The sequence below is a fragment of the Campylobacter concisus genome, assembly GCF_002913225.1.
Lineage (GTDB): Bacteria > Campylobacterota > Campylobacteria > Campylobacterales > Campylobacteraceae > Campylobacter_A > Campylobacter_A concisus_J.
Genome location: NZ_PPAW01000040.1, coordinates 1 through 21,441 on the forward strand (window position 1 = coordinate 1; position 21,441 = coordinate 21,441).

15 protein-coding genes and 4 pseudogenes are annotated in these 21,441 nt (G+C 39.1%); 14 read left to right on the plus strand and 5 right to left on the minus strand.

The window, feature by feature from the left end:
• A pseudogene (locus CYP26_RS06500) lies at positions 1–625 on the minus strand (DNA repair protein); the annotation flags it as partial.
• 122 nt (positions 626–747) lie between these two features.
• Between CYP26_RS06500 and CYP26_RS06505 the strand changes: the two are divergent.
• A pseudogene (locus CYP26_RS06505) lies at positions 748–1,133 on the plus strand (molybdopterin dinucleotide binding domain-containing protein); the annotation flags it as partial.
• Positions 1,134–1,174: 41 nt separating this feature from the next.
• Here CYP26_RS06505 and aroC read toward each other — a convergent pair.
• From aroC to CYP26_RS06525, 4 genes are read right to left on the minus strand one after another with little or no spacing between them, the layout of a single operon-like run.
• Positions 1,175–2,242 (minus strand): chorismate synthase, encoded by a 1,068-nt coding sequence (gene aroC, locus CYP26_RS06510; RefSeq protein ID WP_103630826.1) that lies wholly within the window; start codon positions 2,240–2,242, stop codon positions 1,175–1,177.
• Between the two features lie 8 nt (positions 2,243–2,250).
• Positions 2,251–2,922: a ribonuclease III gene (rnc, locus tag CYP26_RS06515; protein ID WP_103630827.1), complete on the minus strand. Its 672-nt coding sequence runs from the start codon at positions 2,920–2,922 to the stop codon at positions 2,251–2,253.
• Complete coding sequence (gene rnhA, locus CYP26_RS06520) at positions 2,919–3,353, minus strand: ribonuclease HI (RefSeq protein WP_103630828.1); 435 nt, start codon at positions 3,351–3,353, stop codon at positions 2,919–2,921. The genes rnc and rnhA overlap by 4 nt, the downstream gene beginning before the upstream one ends.
• Complete coding sequence (locus tag CYP26_RS06525) at positions 3,331–4,356, minus strand: tetratricopeptide repeat protein (RefSeq protein WP_103630829.1); 1,026 nt, start codon at positions 4,354–4,356, stop codon at positions 3,331–3,333. The genes rnhA and CYP26_RS06525 overlap by 23 nt, the downstream gene beginning before the upstream one ends.
• Positions 4,357–4,417: 61 nt before the next feature.
• On the opposite strand from CYP26_RS06525, the gene dnaG reads away from it, so the two are divergent.
• From dnaG to CYP26_RS06600, 13 genes and pseudogenes are all read left to right on the plus strand, one after another.
• Positions 4,418–6,130 (plus strand): DNA primase, encoded by a 1,713-nt coding sequence (gene dnaG, locus CYP26_RS06530; protein ID WP_181000878.1) that lies wholly within the window; start codon positions 4,418–4,420, stop codon positions 6,128–6,130.
• Positions 6,131–6,147: 17 nt separating this feature from the next.
• Positions 6,148–6,790: pseudogene (locus CYP26_RS06535) on the plus strand (IS1595 family transposase); the annotation flags it as partial.
• Positions 6,791–6,820: 30 nt separating this feature from the next.
• Positions 6,821–7,920 (plus strand): annotated as a pseudogene (locus CYP26_RS10615) (adenine-specific methyltransferase EcoRI family protein).
• Complete coding sequence (locus CYP26_RS06550; protein WP_103630832.1) at positions 7,917–9,056, plus strand: HNH endonuclease family protein; 1,140 nt, start codon at positions 7,917–7,919, stop codon at positions 9,054–9,056. The pseudogene CYP26_RS10615 and the gene CYP26_RS06550 overlap by 4 nt, the downstream one beginning before the upstream one ends.
• A gap of 181 nt (positions 9,057–9,237) precedes the next feature.
• Positions 9,238–10,476, plus strand: a complete 1,239-nt coding sequence (locus tag CYP26_RS06555) for a M20 family metallo-hydrolase (protein ID WP_103630833.1) — start codon at positions 9,238–9,240, stop codon at positions 10,474–10,476.
• 2 nt (positions 10,477–10,478) lie between these two features.
• The gene (locus tag CYP26_RS06560) at positions 10,479–11,798 is read left to right on the plus strand and encodes an amidohydrolase (RefSeq protein WP_103630834.1); all 1,320 of its coding nucleotides are present in this window, start codon (positions 10,479–10,481) and stop codon (positions 11,796–11,798) included.
• Positions 11,795–12,493 (plus strand): dipeptidase PepE, encoded by a 699-nt coding sequence (gene pepE / locus CYP26_RS06565; RefSeq protein ID WP_103606150.1) that lies wholly within the window; start codon positions 11,795–11,797, stop codon positions 12,491–12,493. Before CYP26_RS06560 ends, pepE begins: the two co-directional genes overlap by 4 nt.
• A 14-nt stretch (positions 12,494–12,507) precedes the next feature.
• Positions 12,508–13,818: a C4-dicarboxylate transporter DcuC gene (gene dcuC, locus CYP26_RS06570; protein ID WP_103630835.1), complete on the plus strand. Its 1,311-nt coding sequence runs from the start codon at positions 12,508–12,510 to the stop codon at positions 13,816–13,818.
• 9 nt (positions 13,819–13,827) lie between these two features.
• A complete protein-coding gene (gene pepT / locus CYP26_RS06575) occupies positions 13,828–15,051 on the plus strand; it encodes a peptidase T (protein WP_103630836.1) in 1,224 nt (407 codons plus the stop codon).
• Between the two features lie 59 nt (positions 15,052–15,110).
• Positions 15,111–16,100, plus strand: coding sequence for an argininosuccinate synthase domain-containing protein (locus CYP26_RS06580; protein ID WP_103630837.1), 990 nt, complete (start codon positions 15,111–15,113; stop codon positions 16,098–16,100).
• Positions 16,101–16,289: 189 nt separating this feature from the next.
• Positions 16,290–17,864 (plus strand): retention module-containing protein, encoded by a 1,575-nt coding sequence (locus CYP26_RS06585; protein WP_103630838.1) that lies wholly within the window; start codon positions 16,290–16,292, stop codon positions 17,862–17,864.
• A gap of 698 nt (positions 17,865–18,562) precedes the next feature.
• A complete protein-coding gene (locus tag CYP26_RS06590; protein ID WP_103630839.1) occupies positions 18,563–19,327 on the plus strand; it encodes a DUF996 domain-containing protein in 765 nt (254 codons plus the stop codon).
• A gap of 474 nt (positions 19,328–19,801) precedes the next feature.
• Positions 19,802–21,361, plus strand: a complete 1,560-nt coding sequence (locus CYP26_RS06600; RefSeq protein ID WP_258031439.1) for a hypothetical protein — start codon at positions 19,802–19,804, stop codon at positions 21,359–21,361.
• Positions 21,362–21,441: the final 80 nt, after the last annotated feature.

Here is a 21,441-nt window from a genome sequence, read left to right on the forward strand (position 1 = left end):
TTTCGAGCTTTAGCCTAGTTTGCTTACCGATACGCCAAAAGTCACTTAGTGGCTGGTGCGTCCAGAGCTGCTTTTTGTAAATGTGCTCGTCTAAAAAGGCGATCCTGTCGTCGCTGTGCTTTGCTAGTATATCAAGCGCGATCTTTGCGAGGTATAAATTTGTCCCCATACCGCAAGTCGCCGTCACGCCAGTCATTTTTAATATCTCATCCATCATCATCTTTGCCATCTCTTTTGCACCAAGAGCGTAAAATTTCAAGTAAGAAGTGAGGTCGATAAAGCACTCGTCGATCGAGTAGACGTAGATATCCTCTTTGGCGACATATTTTAGATAAATTTCATAGATCCTTGCGGCGTAGTCGATGTAAAACTGCATCCTAGGAGGTGCAGCGATAAATTTGATATCCCTTGGTATCTCAAATAGCCTGCAGCGGTTTTTCACCCCTTTTGCACGAAGCGCAGGGCTAACAGCTAAGCAGATGCCACCACTGCCACGACTAGCGTCAGCCACGACAAGATCAGCCTTAAATGGATCAAGCCCGCGCTCTACGCACTCGACCGAGGCGTAAAAGGACTTTAGGTCGATAACGGCGTAAATTTTCTCTTGCAAATTTTGGTTTTTCATAAGGGGATTATAGATGAAATTTGGTAAAAGTTAGTTTGTAAAATTTTGTTTGAAATGGCTTAAAATTTTAATAAAAATCTTTTAGAAAAAGGCTAAATTTGAGTGCAAAGACCCAGCACTAAAGATACTGCCTCCACTCACAGCTAAATAGCTCAATAATCAGAAACTACGCTGAAGTATGCGCGCGCGAGCCAATGCTAATAAACGTAAATGACGCCAAAGCAAAAGGCATAGCAACTGGCGACGTGGTGAGAGTATTTAACGACATTGGTGAAATTTAGTTTGTGCGCTAGTCACCGACATCATCCCAGAGCACGTCATCGCTATCTGCGAGGGCGCATGGTGCGACCCTGAAGTGCTAGAGGAGAATTCTAACTCGCGACAAAGGCACATCTGGCATCGCTCAAGCAAGTGCGGACGCAGGGTATTAGCAAATTTATAAAAATATAAAGGTGAGATGAAACAGATCACCGTTTTTTCTAAACCAAAAATTTTGCAATCTTTGTAGAATTTATAGAAATTTAGCCCTCGTTTTGGGGCAAATCAAATTTATCCGTAAATTTTCTTTAAATTTTCAAGCTTTGTGCTTGCATTTAGCAGTAGCATATCAGCGATAACTAGCCTTATCATCGCGGTTGCGACAACACTGCCACGTATGCCTATGCAAGGATCATGCCTGCCTCTTAGTTCAAAATCCACCGCCTTGCCAGCTAAATTTAGCGTCTTTTGCTCTTTAAATATCGAAGGTGTTGGCTTAAAATGGCTCTTTAGCACGATCTCAGCCCCACTGCTTATGCCTCCAAGTATGCCCCCAGCGTTGTTGCTTAAAAAGCCAAGCTCGTCCATCTCGTCGTTGTTGGCTGAGCCAAGCATAGAGCTTACATTTACGCCAGCGCCGATCTCTACGGCCTTTACGCCGTTTATGCCCATTAAGGCCGCCGCTAGAGCGCTATCTAGCCTATCATAAAGTGGCTCGCCAAGACCAGCTGGCACGCCTCTAGCGACACTTAAAACTACAGCTCCGACGCTATCGTGCTCGCTTCTAGCCTTGCTAACCGCCTCTTTCATCGCCTCTTCGTTGCCAAGGGCGTAAATTTGCGACTCTTTGGCAAATTCGAAATCAACCTTTTCGCTAATGACCCTGCCGATGCCAAGCACACCGCTTAAAACTTCTATCTTAAGCTCATTTAAAAGTAGCTGCGCAAATGCTCCGCCAGCGACCCTCACTGCAGTCTCTCTGGCACTTGCACGCCCGCCACCTCTATGATCTCTGATGCCATATTTTTTAAAATATGTAAAATCAGCATGCCCAGGGCGGAAAATCTCACGTAAATTTTCATAGTCATTTGACTTTTGGTTGTTGTTAAAAATGGCAAAACCTATCGGTGCGCCAGTGCTCATGCCATCAAAGACGCCGCTAAAAATTTCTATCTTATCAGCCTCATCTCTTGCCGTTGTAAAGCTACTTTGTCCAGGGCGACGCTTGTCAAGCTCACTTTGGATGAAGTCTGCATCGATCTTTAGCCCAGCTGGCAGGCCGTCTATCACGCCGCCTATCGCCACCCCATGGCTCTCGCCAAAGCTAGTTAAGGTTAGTTTTTTGCCAAATGTATTCAAAATTTATCCTATTTTTTGATTTTTTCTAGTGCAATTTTTGCTGCGAGCTGCTGGGCTTGCTTTTTGGAACTTCCAACGGCACGTGAAATTTCCTTGCCATTTAGTAGCAGAGCTATCTCAAATTCTTTCTTGTGATCAGGGCCAAAAGAGCCGATGAGCTCGTATGTTGGTATGACACCAAGGTTTGCTTGGGTGACCTCTTGAAGGGCCGTTTTGTAGTCCTTTTCAAGGTGCGCAAAGTCGATCTGCGGATAGCAAAGCTCAAGCAGAGTGATCGAAATTTCTCGCACTTTATCAAGTCCAGCCTCTAGGTAGATAGCCCCCATCACCGCCTCAAATGCGTCGCTTAAAATGCTATCTTTCTCTCTGCCGCCGTTGTTTTCTTCAGCTTGGCTAAGCCTTAAAAACTCGCCCATTTTTAGTCGTCTAGACATATTTGCAAAGCTTTTTTCATTGACAAGTGCGGCGCGAAGTTTGCTCATGTCGCCCTCTGCGATCTTGCTAAATTTCTTAAAAAGATACTCAGCCACGAGCAGATCCATCACCGCATCGCCCAAAAACTCGAGCCTTTCGTTGTTTAACGCCTGCTTAGTGCTCTTGTGTGTTAGCGCCTCTTCTAAAAGCTCAGATTTTTTAAATTTATAGCCAAGACCACGTTCAAATTCTTCTAAATTTTTCATATTTTATTCTCATCTTTTATTCTTAATGCCTCGTCTCTTGCCATCTGGTCACACTCCTCATTTTCAGGGTGTCCAGCGTGCCCTTTGACCCAGCTAGCCACGACTTTATGCGGCTTTGAAATTTCTAAATACTCCTGCCAAAGTTCGACATTTTTTACATTTTTAAAATTTCTCTTTTGCCAGTTTGCAAGCCACTCATTTATGCTATTTGCCACGTATGAGCTATCGGTAAAGAGCCTTACCTCGCATGGCTCTTTTAGCGCTTTTAGCCCCATTATCGCAGCTTTTAGCTCCATTTGGTTATTTGTAGTAAAGGCCTCGCCGCCACTCTCTTTTTTCTGCGCTTCGTTATATCTCAAAATGTATGCCCAGCCACCAGCTCCAGGGTTTCCAAGGCACGAGCCGTCGCTAAAAAGTGTTACTATCTTCACTTGGTTTTTCTGTGATGTGGGATAAAATTTTCACACTTCCAAGCTCGTGACAGACCGGACAGCGGTAAAAGTGCATAGGAAATGAGTTTTTGCAGTTTTTGCAAACGTAGTTAAAGCTTAGCCCAGCCGCGTCAAATTTAGCGTCTTTTAGCCTTTTTATGGCATTTAGCTCAAAGCCGTAAATTTCACATGGCTCATCTATATCGCCCTTTGCGTAAAAGAGGGATTTGTATTTTGGATCGCTTAAATTTATAGGCGTTTTTAGGTTGTAAAGCAGGTCTAGCACATCTTCAAATTTGGCAAAATCTTTTAAATTTTCTAAATTTTCATTGTGTCTTATGAAAAGTGCTAAGATCATGCGCTTTAAAAGCTCAAAATTTTGGCTAAGATGCGAGAGAATTTCCACCTTTTCGCTAAAGCTTAAATTTCTATCATCAAGCGTACTAATCGCCTTTATATAGGCCTTTTGATCTTTTACATTTGTCCCAAGCTCTTCAAGAGAATTTAGTGCATAAAGGGCTTCTTTATAGTTTTTAAGCTTCTCATCTATCATCGTTAAAAAGCGCAGTGAGAGGACGTTTCTAGGGCTTAGCTCGAGCGCTTTTTCAAAGATTTCGCTAGCTTTTTTTAAAAATCCAGCCTTAAAATAGACCTCTCCAAGCTCGTTTAGGATAAATTCTTTTTCGTTTTTATCTTTTACCTTTTCAAGTGCGATTAGATAGACGCCGATCGATTTTTCAAAGTCGCCATTTTTAGCGAAGGTCTGACCTAGCATGCTAAGGCTTGGTATATCTACTTCTGGGCTTTTTAACATCTGCTTGTGCTCGTCGCTTATGCCATCTTTGCTGTCAAATTTCTTTATAAATTTCTCGATACGCTTTTTCTCATCTTTGCTAGAAAATATGCCCCAAGCATAGCTTAAAGCTGCGATCATCAAGATGATACTAAATAGAATAATAAGGCTAAATATCGGATCTCTGTGTCCAATGAAAAAAATATCCACGCTAACACTTTGTAATAAAATTTTACTTTAATTATAACAAAGCAGTTGTATAATTTTGCTTATGATAGATCCAAAATCCATTGAAAAATTAAAAAACCAAATAGACATTGTTAATATCATCGAGCAGTATATCCCTGTTAAAAAGATGGGTTCAAGCTACAAGTGCGTATGTCCGTTTCACGACGACAAAAACCCGAGCATGAGCATAAATCAAAACAAGCAGATGTATCACTGTTTTGCCTGCAAGGCTGGCGGAGATGCGGTTAAATTTGTGATGGATTATGAAAAGCTAACCTACCCAGAGGCGATAGAAAAGATCGCTCAAATTTCAAATTTCAGCCTTGAATACACAAACGACAAGGTGCCAACGCAAAAAGAAAATAAGCACATTTTAGAAAAGGTAAATGCCTTTTATAGAAGCGAATTTTACAAAAACGAAGCAGCGCTTAGATATATCAAGTCGCGCGGTATAAATGACGCGATGATCGAGAAATTTGAGCTTGGCTGGGCTGGGGATAGTAAAAGTACCATTAGGCTTTTGCAAAATGAAAACATAGAGCCAAAAGAGGCGCTTGAAGTTGGTATCGTAAAGCAAAATGAAAAGGGAATTTATGCTAGTTTCATAGAGCGCATAACATTTCCCATCTACTCGCACACCACAAGACTAGTTGGCTTTGGTGGCAGAACGATCTCAGACCACCCTGCAAAGTATGTAAATTCTCCCCAAAGCGGGGTATTTGATAAGTCAAAGCTGCTCTATGGCTACCACCTAGCTAGGCAAAGCATATTTGAGAAAAATCAGATAATAATCACTGAGGGCTACCTTGACGTCATCATGCTTCACTATGCTGGCTTTACAAATGCTGTTGCTGTGCTTGGCACAGCGCTTACTACAAGCCACTTGCCGCTTTTAAAAAGGGGCGAGATAAGCGTAGTGCTTTGCTTTGACGGCGACGGAGCTGGCATAAATGCAGCTATAAAGTCCGCTCACCTGCTAAGCATAAATAAGATAGATACAAAAGTAGTCATCATAAGTAACGGTGCAGATCCTGCTGATATGGTCTTTGCAGGTAAGATAAAGGAGCTTAATGAGCTCTTTGGCTCAGGTGAGGATGCGGTGAAATTTTATATAGAAAAGATCATGCAAAAGTATGACATCGCGCGCTCAATGCAAAGAGATAACTGCCTAAGCGAGATAAAAGCCTATATGGACGAGCTTGGAGAGGAGATAGCAAGCTCGTATGTAACAGAGGTAGCGGCAAGATTTAACCTCACTCCACAAAGCGTGGCAGATAGATTTGGGCTAAAGCAGAAGCCAAAAAATGAATATAAATTTAAAAAAGAGTTTAGAAAAAAAGATAAAGATGAATTTAGCAACTCTGTCATGGTAGATGAGGTGCCAGCTGTGATGAACAAAGACCCGCTTGAGTTTGCACTTTTTAAAACCATGCTAAATAACCCAAACTACAGAGATGAGATACTCTCAAAGCTTGGGGCTAGATACTTCATAAAGCATCCTGAGTACCTAAACGCCATCCTTTATAGATACGACGTGAGCGATGAGCAGATGGTTAGAGAAATTTTAATGGACGAAAAGATCCATGAGATAACTGATCCAACCACTTTGCAAAAGGCTATTTTAAATATGCAAATCGCCTTTTATGAGAATGAACAGCAAATTTTAAAAGGCTCTGACAACCCAAATAAGATAGAAATTTTAGAAAAACTGCTATTTATCATCAAAGATCTCAAGACACAGCTTTATAAAATTTAAGCAGAGCTTTTAACTAGCAACACAAAATCCTTGATACTCTGAAAGAAATGTAAAATAGCGTAAAACTGAGGGCATAGTAGAAGCTGACGAAACATTTGTGCCTATCTCGTGTAAATGTTGTCGTAAGGATTTTAATTTTCAACGCTCGGCAAAACATCGTGGCACGGCAAATACGAAGCGTGGATTATAAAAAGAATTAGTTTGTATGCCTTGCGTTGTTAATCTAAACGGCAAATCAGTAGCCAAAGTAGCAAATCTTGGTAAGCCAAATGTAAAGGCACTTAATAGCGTAATAGGTGGCAAAGTTGAGCGTGAAAGCGTATTTGTAACTGATAGCCTTAGAAGCTACCTAAGCTCTCAAATGAGATGAGCTTAAATCATATTAGAATACCACACAATAAATATTCTAATAGAAGTTTTAATATTCAAGTAGTTGATAACTATCATAGCTGTCTTAAATCAATCCTAGTGTATAATTTCAAAGATGTATCTAAAAAATATATTAATAATTATCTTGTTTATCACAACTTTGTAAATTTTGCAAAAGAAAGTAGAATGGATAAAGAGCAGATACTATTTAATCATATATTAAATACTGATTGTATTAGTAAGGTTGATAAACTAGGAGATAGATCAAGTGTGCCACTACTTGTGGTGTAATAAACCAAAAACATTTTAGAAAGGATATAAATGGCAAAAAATAAAAACTTACATCAGGCAAAAAATGCGAAAAAAGATGAGTTCTATACTCAACTTGGAGATATAGAAAATGAACTAAGACACTACGAAACACACTTTAAAGATAAAGTTGTCTTTTGTAACTGCGATGACCCCTATGAGAGCAATTTTTTTAGATATTTTGTCTTAAATTTCAACCGACTAGGGCTTAAAAAGCTAATTTGCACTTGCTATTATGATAGCCCTATATCTCAAACAAAAACAGGCAAAGACAAAGCACATAAAATAATAATCAATGAGATGAAAGATTTTGATAACAACGGAAGTATTGATTTAGACGATGCTAGGTTTATTATTGAAAAAGCCTTAAAAGATAGTGATGAAAATGTCTTATCGGTGCTAAAAGGCGATAAGACACAAACTAGCGACACTTCTTTCTCTCTCTCTCTCTCTCGCATAAGCCTGGCGACTTTCGCACTGCAGAGTGCATAGAACTACTAAAACAATCTGACATCGTAGTAACTAATCCCCCTTTTTCGCTCTTTCGTGAGTATGTTGCACAACTTATTGAATATAAAAAAGATTTTTTAATTATCGGCAATGTTAATGCAATAACTTATAAAGAGATTTTTAGTTTAATAAAACAAAATCGCCTTTGGATTGGCGCAAGTATTCATAGTGGTGATAGAAAATTTAATGTTCCTAATGATTATCCATTAAGTGCAGCAGGTTGTGGTATTGATGAAAAGGGAAATAAATTTATAAGAGTTAAAGGTGTTCGTTGGTTTACAAATTTAGATTATAAAAAACGCCATGAAAAATTTGAAACAATAGCAAGTTATCACAAAGACCCTAATCATTACCCAAAATACGACAACTACAATGCTATCAATGTGGATAAAACGATAGAAATTCCGCTTGATTATGACGGTGTTATGGGTGTGCCGATAACTTTTTTGGATAAATATAATCCTGAGCAGTTTGAAATTATAGCAGAAATGGCAACAACAAAAGTTGATGAATATAATTTCGGCTATCCGTATGTAAATGGCAAAAAAATTTACGCAAGAATTCTTATCAAAAACAAAAACCCACAAAAAGGAAAAAAATGAAAATAGATTTGCAGCCTATAAAGGTAGTTGATTTAGTAAAGGATTATTTTCGTGATGATGAGAGTAGTCAAGTTAGCGGATATGGTGGCAGACTAAATATCCGCCCAAAATATCAAAGAGAGTATGTCTACGATGATAAAAAGCGAAATGCGGTCATTGACACTGTTATAAAAGGCTTTCCGCTTAATACCATTTACTGGGCTAGACAAACAATGTCTAGCAATGAAGCAGAATTTGAAGTGCTAGATGGGCAACAAAGGACTATCTCAATTTGCGAATATGTAAAAGGAAGTTTTAGTATAGAAATAAATGGTCAGCCAAAACTATTTGATAATCTTACAAAAGACATACAAGAAAAAATCCTAAACTACAAACTAATGGTCTATATATGTGAGGGTAGCGATAGCGAAAAATTAGACTGGTTTAAGGTCATAAATATAGCAGGTGAACAGCTAAAAGACCAAGAGTTAAGAAACGCTGTATATACAAGTGCGTGGCTGAGCGATGCAAAAGTGAAATTTTCAAAAAATAACTGCTTAGCGTATCAAAAGGGTTCAAAATACTTAACTGGTGCACCTATAAGACAAGAATACTTAGAAACTGCTATAAAGTGGATAACTGCTAAAAGCTACGATAAAGTAGGCGATGATAAAGATATATGCGAATATATGGCAAAAAATGCAAAAGATAGTAAAAACGCTGATGATTTATGGGGATATTTTAGTGGCGTAATAGACTGGGTAGAAATGAAATTCCCTAGATACCGTAAGGAAATGAAAGGATTGCCTTGGGGAGCCTACTATAATGAGTTTAAAAATAGCAATTTAGACAAAGATGAGTTAGAAACAATCATAAGTGAGCTAATGAAAGATAGTGATGTAGGAAGCAAGGGAGGAATTTATCCTTATTTATTGAGCGGCAATGAGAAGCATCTAAATATAAGGGCATTTGACAATAATCAAAAGCGTGAAGTCTATGAAAAGCAAAATGGAATTTGTGCGATATGTAAAAAGTATTTTGAGATAGAACAAATGGAAGCCGACCACATAATACCTTGGAGCGAGGGCGGAAAAACACAGCCTGATAATTGTCAAATGTTGTGTAAAAATTGTAACAGAACAAAATCAAATAAATAGCCATCTATCCAAAAGTGCCATTTTGGCACTTTTGTTTTTTTCTTATCTAGCAATACATTTGGCACATAGAGCCTAAAATTTAAAAACTCACACTTTTTCAGCTTCAAATCATAAAACAAAATGTAAAATGCTTAAAGTAATAAATCTTTTTAAGATTGGCTTTATATTTTAAGGATTTATGATGATAGACGCTAAAAGATTTGAGAGAAATTTTAACGCTATAAGCGAGTTTGGAGCGCTAAAAGGTGGTGGGCTAACAAGGCTAGCCTTTAGCAAAGAGGACCTTGAAGCAAGAAAATTTCTTATAAATTTGATAGAAAAAAATGGCTTTAAACTTAAAATTGACAATGTCGGCAACATCTATGCCATCTATGATGAAGGCTGCGAGGCAGACGCGAAGCCAGTTTGCGTGGGCTCTCACATAGATAGCGTGCCAAATGGTGGCTTTTATGATGGCACACTTGGTGTTATGGCTGGTCTTGAGGCGCTAACTGCAATAAAAGAGGCTGGCATCAAGCTAAAGCGCCCACTTTGGCTCATAAATTTTAGCTGTGAGGAGTCAAGCCGCTTTAAGACAGCCACTATCGGCAGCAAGATAATAAGCGGCAAACTAAGCCAGCAAAGACTTCATGAGCTAAAAGATGAAGATGGCATCTCGCTTTTTGAGGCGATGAGTGCGGCTGGGTTTAAACCACAAAATTTAGACGAAGCCATCCTAAAAGAAAACTCCCTACACGCCTATCTTGAGCTTCACATCGAGCAAGGCCCAGTGCTTGAGCGAAGCGGCATAAGCGTTGGCGTGGTAAGCGGGATCGCAGCACCTATTAGATTTGAGATCACAATACAGGGCAAGGCCGATCACAGCGGCGCAACTCCTATGAATATGCGCAGTGACGCCCTGCTTGCCGCCTCACACATCATAATTGCAGCAAATAAATTTGCCAAAAACAAAAAAACAGCTGTCGCGACCGTTGGCTACGTGCATGCAAAACCAGGCGTTTTAAATGTCGTGCCAGGTGAGGCAAGGCTTGGCGTTGATCTAAGAGATATCGATAAGGCTAACTTAGAGGAGCTAAATTTAGAGCTTAGAAATTTTGTGGATGAGCTAAGCCGTGAGCTTAAATTTAGCTACGAGATAAGAGAGCTAAGTAGCGACGAGCCAGTAAAACTAAGCGAACACGCCATAAATTTACTTGAAGATGAAGCCAAAAAGCTTGGCATACAAACGCTTATTTTGCCAAGTGGGGCTGGGCATGATGCGATGAATTTAACAAAGCTCGCAAGTAGCGTTGGCATGCTCTTTATCCCTTGCGTGGATGGCATCAGCCACAACACCAAAGAGGCGATAAATTTCAAAGACGCAGTAGCCGCAACAAAAATTTTAACAAATGCGCTAATAAGACTTTCAAACGAGGAGTAGTCATGGACAAAATAGCAAATTTAGCACTATCTTTAAAAGAGGATATGATCAAAGATCGCAGATACTTTCACTCGCACCCAGAAACTGGCTGGTTTACCTTTTTTACGACTGCGGTTTTGGCAAAAAGGCTTAGCGAGCTAGGCTATGAGGTGAAGCTTGGCGAAGAGGTCGTAAAAAGCGATGCAAGGCTAGGCGTTGGCAGCAAAGAGCAGTGTCAAAAGGCGATCGAGCGAGCAAAAAGTCTTTTAAATCCTGACGAGGCAAAATACCTTGAATGCATGAAAGATGGCCTAACTGGGCTAACAGCCTTCATCGACACAAAAAGACCTGGTAAATTTAGCGCTTTTAGATTTGACATCGATAGCGTTGATGTGACAGAGAGTGCAGAGGCTGCTCATAGACCTTGCAAAGAGGGTTTTGGCTCAGATATCGCTGGTATCACGCACGCTTGTGGGCACGATGGACACATGGCGATGGGTCTAGCGCTTGCAAAGCTGATCGCTAAAAATTTAGATGATTTTAATGGCAAATTTAAATTTATATTTCAAACCGCAGAAGAGGGCACAAGAGGCGCTGTGGCTATGGAGGCTGCTGGGGTGCTTGACGGGGTTGAGTACCTACTTGGCGGACACATCGGCTTTCAAGCAGAAACAAATGGGGGCATAGTTTGTGGCACGAACAAACTGCTTGCAACTTCTAAATTTGACGTGCATATCACTGGTCGCTCAGCTCACGCAGCAGGAGCACCACAAGACGGCGCAAATGCCCTTTTAGCAGCATCTCAAATGGCTCTAAATATGCATGGTATCACAAGACACGCAAAGGGTGTGACTAGGATAAATGTGGGTGTTTTAAGAGCAGGTGAGGGCAGAAACGTCATAGCACCAAACGGCTATCTAGCCTGCGAAACAAGGGGCGAGGATACAAATTTAAATGAGTTTATGTATAAAAAATGTATGGATATCGTAAAAGGCGTGAGTAAAATTTACGGCGTCGAGAGCAAGGTTGTGATGACAGGGGGCACAAGCGGGGCAAATAGCGACAAAGAGGTGACTGAAATTTTCTATGAAGCAGCAAAAGAGAGCCCATTTATAGATGATGATAAGATCGTTAAAGAGCTTGACTTTGGCGCTTGCGAGGACTTCGCTCACTTTATGAGAGCTTTGCAAGATAGGGGTGCAAAGAGCGGATATATGATGATCGGTACAAATTTAAAAGCAGGCCATCACAACAGCAAATTTGACTTTGACGAGGAGTGCTTGGTCGCTGGGGTTGATATCTATCTAAGGGCTGCTTACAAACTAAACGGAGCTAAAAAATGAAAAATGCTTTACTAATCAGTGCTTCAAGTTACCAAGATACTGGCTACTTGAGACACTGCAAAAACTGGGTTAAGGACTTCTTGGGCGAGAGTGGCAAGGAGGAGATTTTATTTATCCCTTACGCTGGAGTTAGACGAAGTAATGACGAATACGAGCAAAAGGTGATCGACCGCCTAAAAAATAAAAATATAAAGTCGATCCACCACTACGAGGATAAAATTTCAGCTATCAAAAACGCTAGCAGTATCGCAGTTGGTGGCGGTAATACCTTTATGCTTCTCTACACGCTTTATAAGCTAAATTTGATTGATCCTATAAAAGAGGCTGTGGCAAACGGCGCAAAATACTTTGGCTGGTCAGCAGGCGCAAACATCGCTGGCAAGACGATGATGACGACAAATGATATGCCTATCATCATGCCAAAGTCATTTGATAGCTTAAACATCTTCCCATATCAGATCAACCCGCACTTTATAAGTGGCAAACTAGCAGGTCATAACGGCGAGAGCAGGGAGGAGAGGCTAGAGGAGTTTTTAATAGCAAATCCAAAAGAGACTATCTACGCTTTGCCTGAGGGCACGGCTTTGCTTATAGAGGATAGCGAGGCTGAGGTCATAGGACACAGCGAAATTTTAAAATTTGAGTATCAAAAAGAGATAGAAAAAATAGAAGTTGGAACTAAATTTAAAATCTAAACAAGGAGAGAGGTATGGAATCATTCAAGCTAATTGCTGCCATTCTTGGCATCGTTGCAGTTGTAGCACTTCTAGTCTTAAAAAAAGAGACAAGAACGGTGCTAATAGGTGTTGGTTTGGTGCTTTGTATAATCGCACTAAAACCGATGGGGGCACTAAGTGCTTTTACTGACTATATGACTAAAGCAGGGCTTATAAAAGCTATTTGTGCGAGTATGGGTTTTGCTTTTGTTATGAAATACACAATGTGCGATAAGCACCTTGTTGCGCTTCTTACAAAGCCACTTAAAAACGTGGGATTTATCTTGATCCCTGTAACAACCGTGCTAACTTACTTTATAAACATAGCCATTCCTTCAGCTGCTGGCTGCTCTGCTGCTGTTGGTGCGACACTTATACCGCTTCTAATGGCTTCAGGCGTTCGCCCTGCGATGGCTGGTGCGGCTGTTTTTGCAGGTACATTTGGCTCAGTCCTAAGCCCAGGCTCTGCGCACAACATATATGTGGCTGACCTTGTTAAAAAGACAGTTGAGGGCTACACAGTTCAAGACATCATAAAAGTGCAAATTCCTAGCGCATTTACAGCTCTTGTTATCGTAGTTGTCATGCTAACTATCGTTGCAATACTTTTTAAAGACTATCAAAAAGGTACAAATTTCACTCTTGAAAATGGCGCAGCTAGCGAAGAGAAGTCAGCGTTTAAAGTAAATTTGATCTACGCTATTATGCCACTTGTCCCACTTGTCATCTTGGTTATCGGCGGAACAAGCCTTGCAAAAGACTATAGCTTTTTGGCATGGACAAAGATGGGCGTTGCCGAGGCGATGATACTTGGTGCTATCATAGCTATCTTTGCTACGCTTACAAACCCACAAAAGATCACAAAAGAGTTCTTTAACGGCATGGGTCACGCTTACGCTGATGTTATCGGTATCATCATCGCAGCTGGCGTCTTTGTCGCAGGTCTAAAGGCGTGCGGAGCTGTTGATGTGGTCATAGCGTGGCTAAAAACAGATCAAAGCTACGTTAAATTTGGCGGAACATTTGTGCCATTTATCATGGGTATAGTTACAGGTTCAGGCGACGCTGCTACATTTGCATTTAACGAAGCTGTCACAACAAATGCTGCTGCTCTTGGCTTTGAGCAAGATAAACTTGGTATGGCTGCAGCCATCGCTGGCTCACTTGGACGTTCAGCTTCTCCGATCGCTGGTGCAGCTATCGTTTGTGCTGGTATCGCTATGGTTAGCCCAGTCGAGCTTGCAAAAAGAACGTTTTTGGGAATGTTTCTCTCTGTTGTGGCGATCGCATTTTTCGTCATCTAAGGATGAAAGATGGATATCGTAGAGAGATTTATAAACTATACGAAATTTAACACCACGACAAATAAAGAGAATGGATTAAAAGGCATTATGCCTTCTAATCCAACCGAGTATGAGCTGGCTCTTTTTATAAAAGATGAGCTTAGCTCGCTTGGCATAAAAGATATCATCTTGCAAGAGAATGCTATCTTGATAGCAAAGATCCCTGCAAACTGTGAAAACGCCCCAAGTATCGCCTTTTTTGCGCACTTAGATACAAGTAGCGAGCAAAAAAACAACACAAAAGCTAAGATAGTAAAATACACAGGCGGCGACATCTGCCTAAACGAAGAGCAGGGCATATATCTTAAATTTAGCGACAATCCAGAGCTTAAAAAATACGTTGGTGACGACATAGTCGTAACTGACGGTACTAGCTTGCTTGGCGCTGACGATAAAGCAGCGATCGCTAGTATCGTAAATATGGCTAGCTTTTTCATGCAAAATCCCGATGTAAAGCATGGCAAGATCGTGATCTGCTTCGTGCCTGATGAGGAGCAGGGCTTGCTTGGTGCAAAGGCGCTTGATGTAAATCTGCTTGGGGCTAGTTTTGGCTACTGCTTAGACTGCTGCGAGATAGGCGAGCTAATATACGAAAACTGGAACGCGGCTGACTGCACGATGGTCTTTAAAGGCGTTTCGGCTCATCCGATGAACGCAAAGGGCAAGCTAGTAAATTCGCTACTTCTTGCGCATAAATTTATCTCGCTTTTGCCAGGTGGCGAAGTGCCAGAGTGCACCGAAGGCAAAGAGGGCTATTTCTGGGTGAAAGAGCTTAGCGGAAACAGCGCAAAAACGACTCTCAAGATCGACATAAGAGAATTTGACGAGGCGAAATTTCAAAAAAGGCTTGATTTTTTAAGCGATATGGCAAATTCTTTTAACAAAATTTATGGTGAGTGCTGTGAGATCACGCTAAAAACACGCTATGAAAATGTCTTTAAGTTCTTAAAAGACGAAAACTCACTGCCTATAAAACTAGCAAAAGATGCCTTTAGCGAGCTAAATATCACGCCAAACATAAAGCCTATGCGTGGCGGATACGACGGTGCTGCGATCTCTGCAAAGGGTGTACCAACGCTAAATTTATTCACAGGGGGAAATAACTTTCACTCCGTCTTCGAGTACTTGCCAGTTAGCAGCCTAAAAGCCGCAAGCGAAGTGATCAAAAAAATCGTAATTAACGCTGCTAAATAAACTTCATAAAAGCCTAGATTTAGTAAATTTAGGCTTTAAATTTTACTTTCAGGACAAAAATGAAGGCTTTAGCTTTGTTTAGCGGAGGGCTTGATAGCATGCTCTCTATGAAAATAATAAGCGATCAGGGTATCGAAGTGGTCGCACTTTATATGGATACTGGATTTGGCATGGATGAGGAGAAGCACGAAGTTTTAAGGCGCCGTGCAGCCTTGGCTGGGGCTAGCCTAAAGGTGGTTGATATGAGAAACGAGTATCTTCGCAATGTGCTCTTTAACCCAAAATACGGCTACGGCAAGCAGTTTAACCCTTGCATCGACTGCCACGGATATATGTTTAAAACCGCTCTTAATATGCTAAAAAGCGAAAATGCAAATTTTATAATCACTGGCGAAGTCGTAGGACAAAGGCCGATGAGCCAGCGCAGAGACGCACTCTTTCAGGTTAAGCGCCTAGCTGATGACGAGGATGATCTAGTGCTTCGTCCGATGTGTGCTAAGCTCTTGCCACCAACTAAGCCAGAGCGCGAGGGCTGGGTCGATAGAGAGAAGCTTCTTGATATAAGCGGGCGCGATAGAAAGCCGCAACTTGCTTTGGCGAAGAAATTTGGCTTTGAGGACTTTGCAACGCCTGGAGGTGGCTGTTTGCTTACTATTGAGAGCTTTGCTGTAAAGATAAAAGACTACTTGAAATTTGATAAAGAGATGCGAGATATCGACGTTACGTGGCTAAAACTTGGTAGGCATTTGCGCTTGGTTGATGGAGCTAAAATGATAATAGGCCGTGACGAGAGCGATAACAATGCACTTTTATCTCATCCAAATGATAAATTTGAGCAGGTGAAATTTAAAGAGAGCGATGACATCGTAGGAGCTGTTAGCTTCATAGGTAAAAACGCAAGCAAAGCCGACAAAGAGCTTGCTGCAAGGCTCGCGCTAGCTTATACAAAAGCTAGCAAAGATGATGAATTTGAAGTTAGCATCGCTAATGAGAAATTTATCATCAAACCTGAAGATAAAAAGCTAGCACAAGAGTTTTTTGTGAAGTAAATTTAAATTTGCAAAGAAATTTGCTCTAAATTTCTTTGCAATATCTAAAATTTCTAATTATTTCAAATCCCCACAAAATCTAAATTTACAAAATTCCAAGTCATAAATATGTCACAACTGTACCAAAGTACAATGGTTTGATTTTAATAAAACCGTTAAATTTAGGAAAAAATTTAAAAAGGGAGATGCATGTCAAAGGAAATAGGTGTAGTAAAAAATGTAACGCAAGGAAGCGTAAAAGCTGTAAGTCTAACAGGCGAAAGCAGAGAATTAAAAGTAGGTGACATAGTATATCAAGGAGAAAAGATAGTCACTGAATCAACTGACGCAAAAGTAGTAATAGCAAAAGCAGATGGAAAAGAGATAAGCCTAATAGGTAAAGACTCAATAAATTTAGACCAAAGTGTTGGCGAAAATTCTCAAACAACAGCAGACATAACTTCACTTCAAAAAGCGATCTTAAGTGGTGAAGGTCTAGCTGGTTTAGAAGAGACTGCAGCTGGTGGAAATCAAGCTGGTGGAAACGCTGGAGGTGACGGCGTAAGTCTTGGTGCTGCTAGCTTTGCACAGGGTGGTCACTACTCAAATATAAATGCGAATTTTAACAACCTCTCATCTCAAGCAAGCGCAAATGCCCCAGTTCAAACAGGTGTAGGTGGTGCAGTTACACTTGACAACCTTGCAGCTGCTATTGACGCGATATATCCAACTAGCAATGTTCCAACTCCAGCAATCACAACAATAATAGATGGCAAGTATGGTGGTAAAAGGAATGCTGATGTAATAGATGATCTATCAAATGATAATAGACCATTTATCAAAGGAACAGCAGAGGCTGGATCAATAGTTGAAATCTATGACAATGGTAATAAGATAGATGAAACAAGAGCCTATGATAATGGCACTTGGGAGTATGTGGTGCAAAATGACCTTCCTGATGGAAAGCATACTATCACAACTGTGGCTGTTGTTGATGGCGAGAGAAGCCTTAGCAGCAAAGGGGCTGAGGTTACTATTGATGCAACTAATCCAACAGTAGAGTGGACAGATTTACCACATAACATTATAAGAAAAAATGTAATTTCTATGAGCGATAGTGATCCTGAACCATCAATGAGTGGTAAGACTGAACCAAATTCTGAAATAAATGTAAAAATAGGCAAAATAGAAGATAGTGGAACGCATACAGTTTTTGAAGGCAAGGTAAAAGCTGACGATAATGGTAACTTTACAGTAGATAAATCTACAATGGGTGATGGCTTCCCAGAGCACTTTACACCTGGCGAATACTCTTTCACAACACAGGTATTTGATCCTGCTGGTAATGAAAGTTTTACAAAATTACCTAAAAACTATACACCAAAAAATGGTGCATTCTCAATAGAGCGCATATATGATGATGAATTTAGTGATCTAACAGAAGTGCAAGGCGATTATAGTCCTGTTTATAGACCTGTTGAGGGGGATAGAAAGCCAACATTTGAGGGTACAGCAGAAGCAAATGCTGAGATAACATTACTTGTTAAGCATCATGGTTATGATTTTAATACAGAAACGAGAACTCCAGTTGAGATACAAGATATTTTAACAACAAGAGCTGATGAGAATGGCAAATGGAGCGTAGAGGCAAAAGTTGATTATAAAGACTCTATGCTTGACTACCACACAGTTGAGGCAAAAGCTACCAACCCATCAGGTGAGACACTTGATCTTACGCCGACTACATTCTTTATGCCAACAACTGCACCAGAAGATCACCTATAATCAATTATGCGAAGAGTTTTTCTCTTCGCTATTTCTTATTATTTAAAAAATTATTATTTGACACAAATTTAGATTTATACAAGTGGCGAAAAACCAGTAAAAGTAAGCTTAGATGAGCTATGAGTTAGAGTTCTTGCCAAGTGCTTTAAAGGAGTGGCAAAAGCTTGACAAAAAATTTTAAAATATTTACTATTCAAATTTACAACTACGTCGCAAATCCAAAAAATTTAAAAACTATTTCCTATTAATTTTTTATCATAAATAACATGATCTCTTTCTTTGCCTATTTAAGATACTTTATAGCTACTTTATCACAATTGCGATCAGTTAGCTCTAGTAGTATCTATATTGCTGTTTTATTTAGATCTATGATGATAGTGTTATAGAGATGGTTGGGGAGAGGAAAGAAGGAGAAAGAGTCAATCCTTAAAAACATAATCCACTTTTTAGCCTGAGATTCTCGCAATTAAATTAATTGCTTTTCAAAAATTTAATTAGAAATTTACCTATTATATAAGTTCTTTTGTCGCCAGTTATACTAAAAAGAGAAGCTAATGCTATAAAGTAGTCACTGACATAATCCCTCCACATTATTTAGTTTCTATAAAATTATCTTTTATGTCTTATAAACTTAAGCCAACACTTTGTTTAACAAATTTATAATAAGCGTTTTTTATCTTAATCTCAAAGGAATAAACATGAAAGGGACTGTATTAGCTCCTGGCATAATATTAAATGCTGATGATCAGCGTTTTACTTATCTACAAGAAGATGTAGCTTCGGTGGCAAAAGACGGAGCTGCCATAGTTTTAAAACAAGGCGATGAGGTTGATTTTATCGCAGATGGACAAACTGCAAAACAAATCTATCTCACAAAAGCAAAATCCATGAATCTAAATTTAGATAACATAAATTTTGATATTAAAAGCAATGATTTATCTGCTATTAGAATACTAGGATTAGCAGGTTCTGCATTGCCTATTTTGGGTATTATCCCATTCATCGGATTTATCTTTTTTATCGCTGGATTTTTATGTATGTTGTTTGCCATATTTAAGCTATCAGATAAAGTCGGTAGTCCTACACTAAAGAAAAACTATATCTTATATCTAGTTGTCGCGGTAGCATCGACTATCCTGATCTCGGTCGGTGCAGCAATTGGAGCATTAGGCTTTGCTGGTATGGGTTCTGGCTATGCGAATGCTGGTGGAACAGGTTCTATTTTTGGTATCATTTTAGGATTGGCGGGCATTGTAGGTATGGTTTATGCATTTTTCAAAGAATTTCAAGTCTATAACGAGCTTTCAAACATATCTGGCGATAAATTTTTCCTCTACTATTTTATAGGTTCGGTTGTTGGAACTATTACTTTATTTATAATCATTGGTTACATCTTGTTGATTGTGGCATTTGTTTTACAAATTGTCGCATGGTATAGATTACAAGAGATCAAAACAGCTTAAACTTCAATCATAAATCGGAGAGGAATTTCTTACTCCGATTTTCTTTCTTTATATAACACAAAACTCGTATTTAATAGATATTAGTAAAACTAACACTAAGGATTGTGCCTATCCACTCTAAGCTAAATAGCATTGGGCTGTTTGAGTTTATAGAGAGTAAAAAGAAGCTAGCTAGGAAATGTGGCAAAGCAGTTAGGTTATTTAACTGTGACAATAAAGACTTCTCTGAGTATTTTAGAAAAAGATCAATACTAAAGTTATAAAAGATGGTGATAAAACAAGAACATTTCACTCATTTAGACACACTTTCATAAACAAGCTCATCCAAAGTGGCCAAAGAGTTGAGCATATAGCTGCTCTTGTGGGACATGAACAACAATACAAGATCACCATGAATACTTATGGAGAGCCAGTAACTCCTAAAATTCTAAAGGATCTAGTCGAGGAGGTAAATTTTTATCAAGGAGGGGAAGCGTGAGTACTCCTAAAGTTGATGAGCCTAGTCTAAACCTTTGTGTTAGAAGTGAATTCTTAACATCCAAAAAGGCCATTATAAGATATGAACATAATACAAGAGAGGCCAAACATGCTAGCAAGATAGGATATCTTAGGGGCAAGAGTACGCACAATAGATATATAGTCCTAAGCGAATATAATAATAATGGAAATATGCGGGAGATTAATAGCTCCGATAAAAACTTTAACGACAAGAAGTATATAAGGTCACTTATAATGCAATATTATAAGATGATGAAAGATGATTATGAATCCCAAACAAAAACATATAAAAATGGCAATGTTGTTAAAAATCATTGGCGAGATAATATGGTCGGTTTTTCTGAGGTGGTCATAAGCTTTGGCACTGAGCGTGATAAAGAGCCAAAAGAGGGGCTAAATTCTACTGAAGTAAATTTTATAAATGCAAAAGTTTCGCTAGATAGAGTACAAAGATTTGCAAATTTATACTGTGCGAAATACAATGTAAAGTGCCTGCTTATAGCTGAGCATAATGACGAGAAGACTAGGCATTACCAGCTTATTTTTACAAACTACCTATTTGAGGAGCATAAAAATATTAGATTTGATGGTAAAGGAAAGACTAGCGCCTTTGGTAGAGGGCTACAAGAAATGGGTGCAGAAGCATTTGATGGTATTGCAAATCGTGGGCTAAAGGGCAGTAAGCTTAGACATAAAAATTTAAAGCAAATGCACCAAACAGAAAGAGAGTATAAGAGTGAAAAGGAGTTAAGAAATAGCATTAGAAAGCTTATAGATAAAGAAATAATAGATCATGCAGAAATAGTAAACAAATTCTTTGGTGACAAAATTGATTATTTTAAGTTAAAAGTTGACAGCAAAAAGGCTTTATTAGATGCTCTTACAAATTTAGTCCTAGAACAAGCAAGAGAAAAGATAAAAATAGTTACTAATGCCGAGTTAAAACAAAACATCGAAGTGCTAAAAGAACAACTGCTAGACAAGGGTGAAGTATTGGTAAGAAATAGAGTGTTAGGGCAGTTAAATGAAGATCTGATGCAGGAAAATGAAAAACTAAAAGAGACTAATGCAACTCTAAATAATCAATATGAGGCTATAAGAGACAAAACCTTGCAAATAAATAATCTTTCATCCAAGCTAAATCAAAAAGAAAATGAAAACAAAAAGCTGCAGGATGAATTAAAAAGCCTCAAAGCCGATAAAGACCAAATAGATGCTCTAAAACAAAAATCTAATCAAAGTGATATATTACAAGGTAAGCTTCATGAGGCTAATAAAAAAATAGAGAGTGTAGAAATGACAAATCAAATCTTATTACAAAGAAAAAGTGAATTGGAAATGTCGCTAAGCAATGAAGAGATCTTAAGGGAAGACAATAATACAAAACAAAAAGAAATTGCTGAACTACAAGTCTCAATAAAAGACAAAGATCAAAAGATATCTGAGCTTGAAAACAAAATTACCCAAAAAGATAGCAAAATAGATGCCCTAGAAGACAAGATGACTATCTTAGAGAGCTTTAAAACGAAAGCTTAATTTCATGTCCAAAATAAGTAGCTTAATACCAAATTTTAGCAGCTTGCTAGACAATGAGGCACCAGAGATAAAAAATGAGA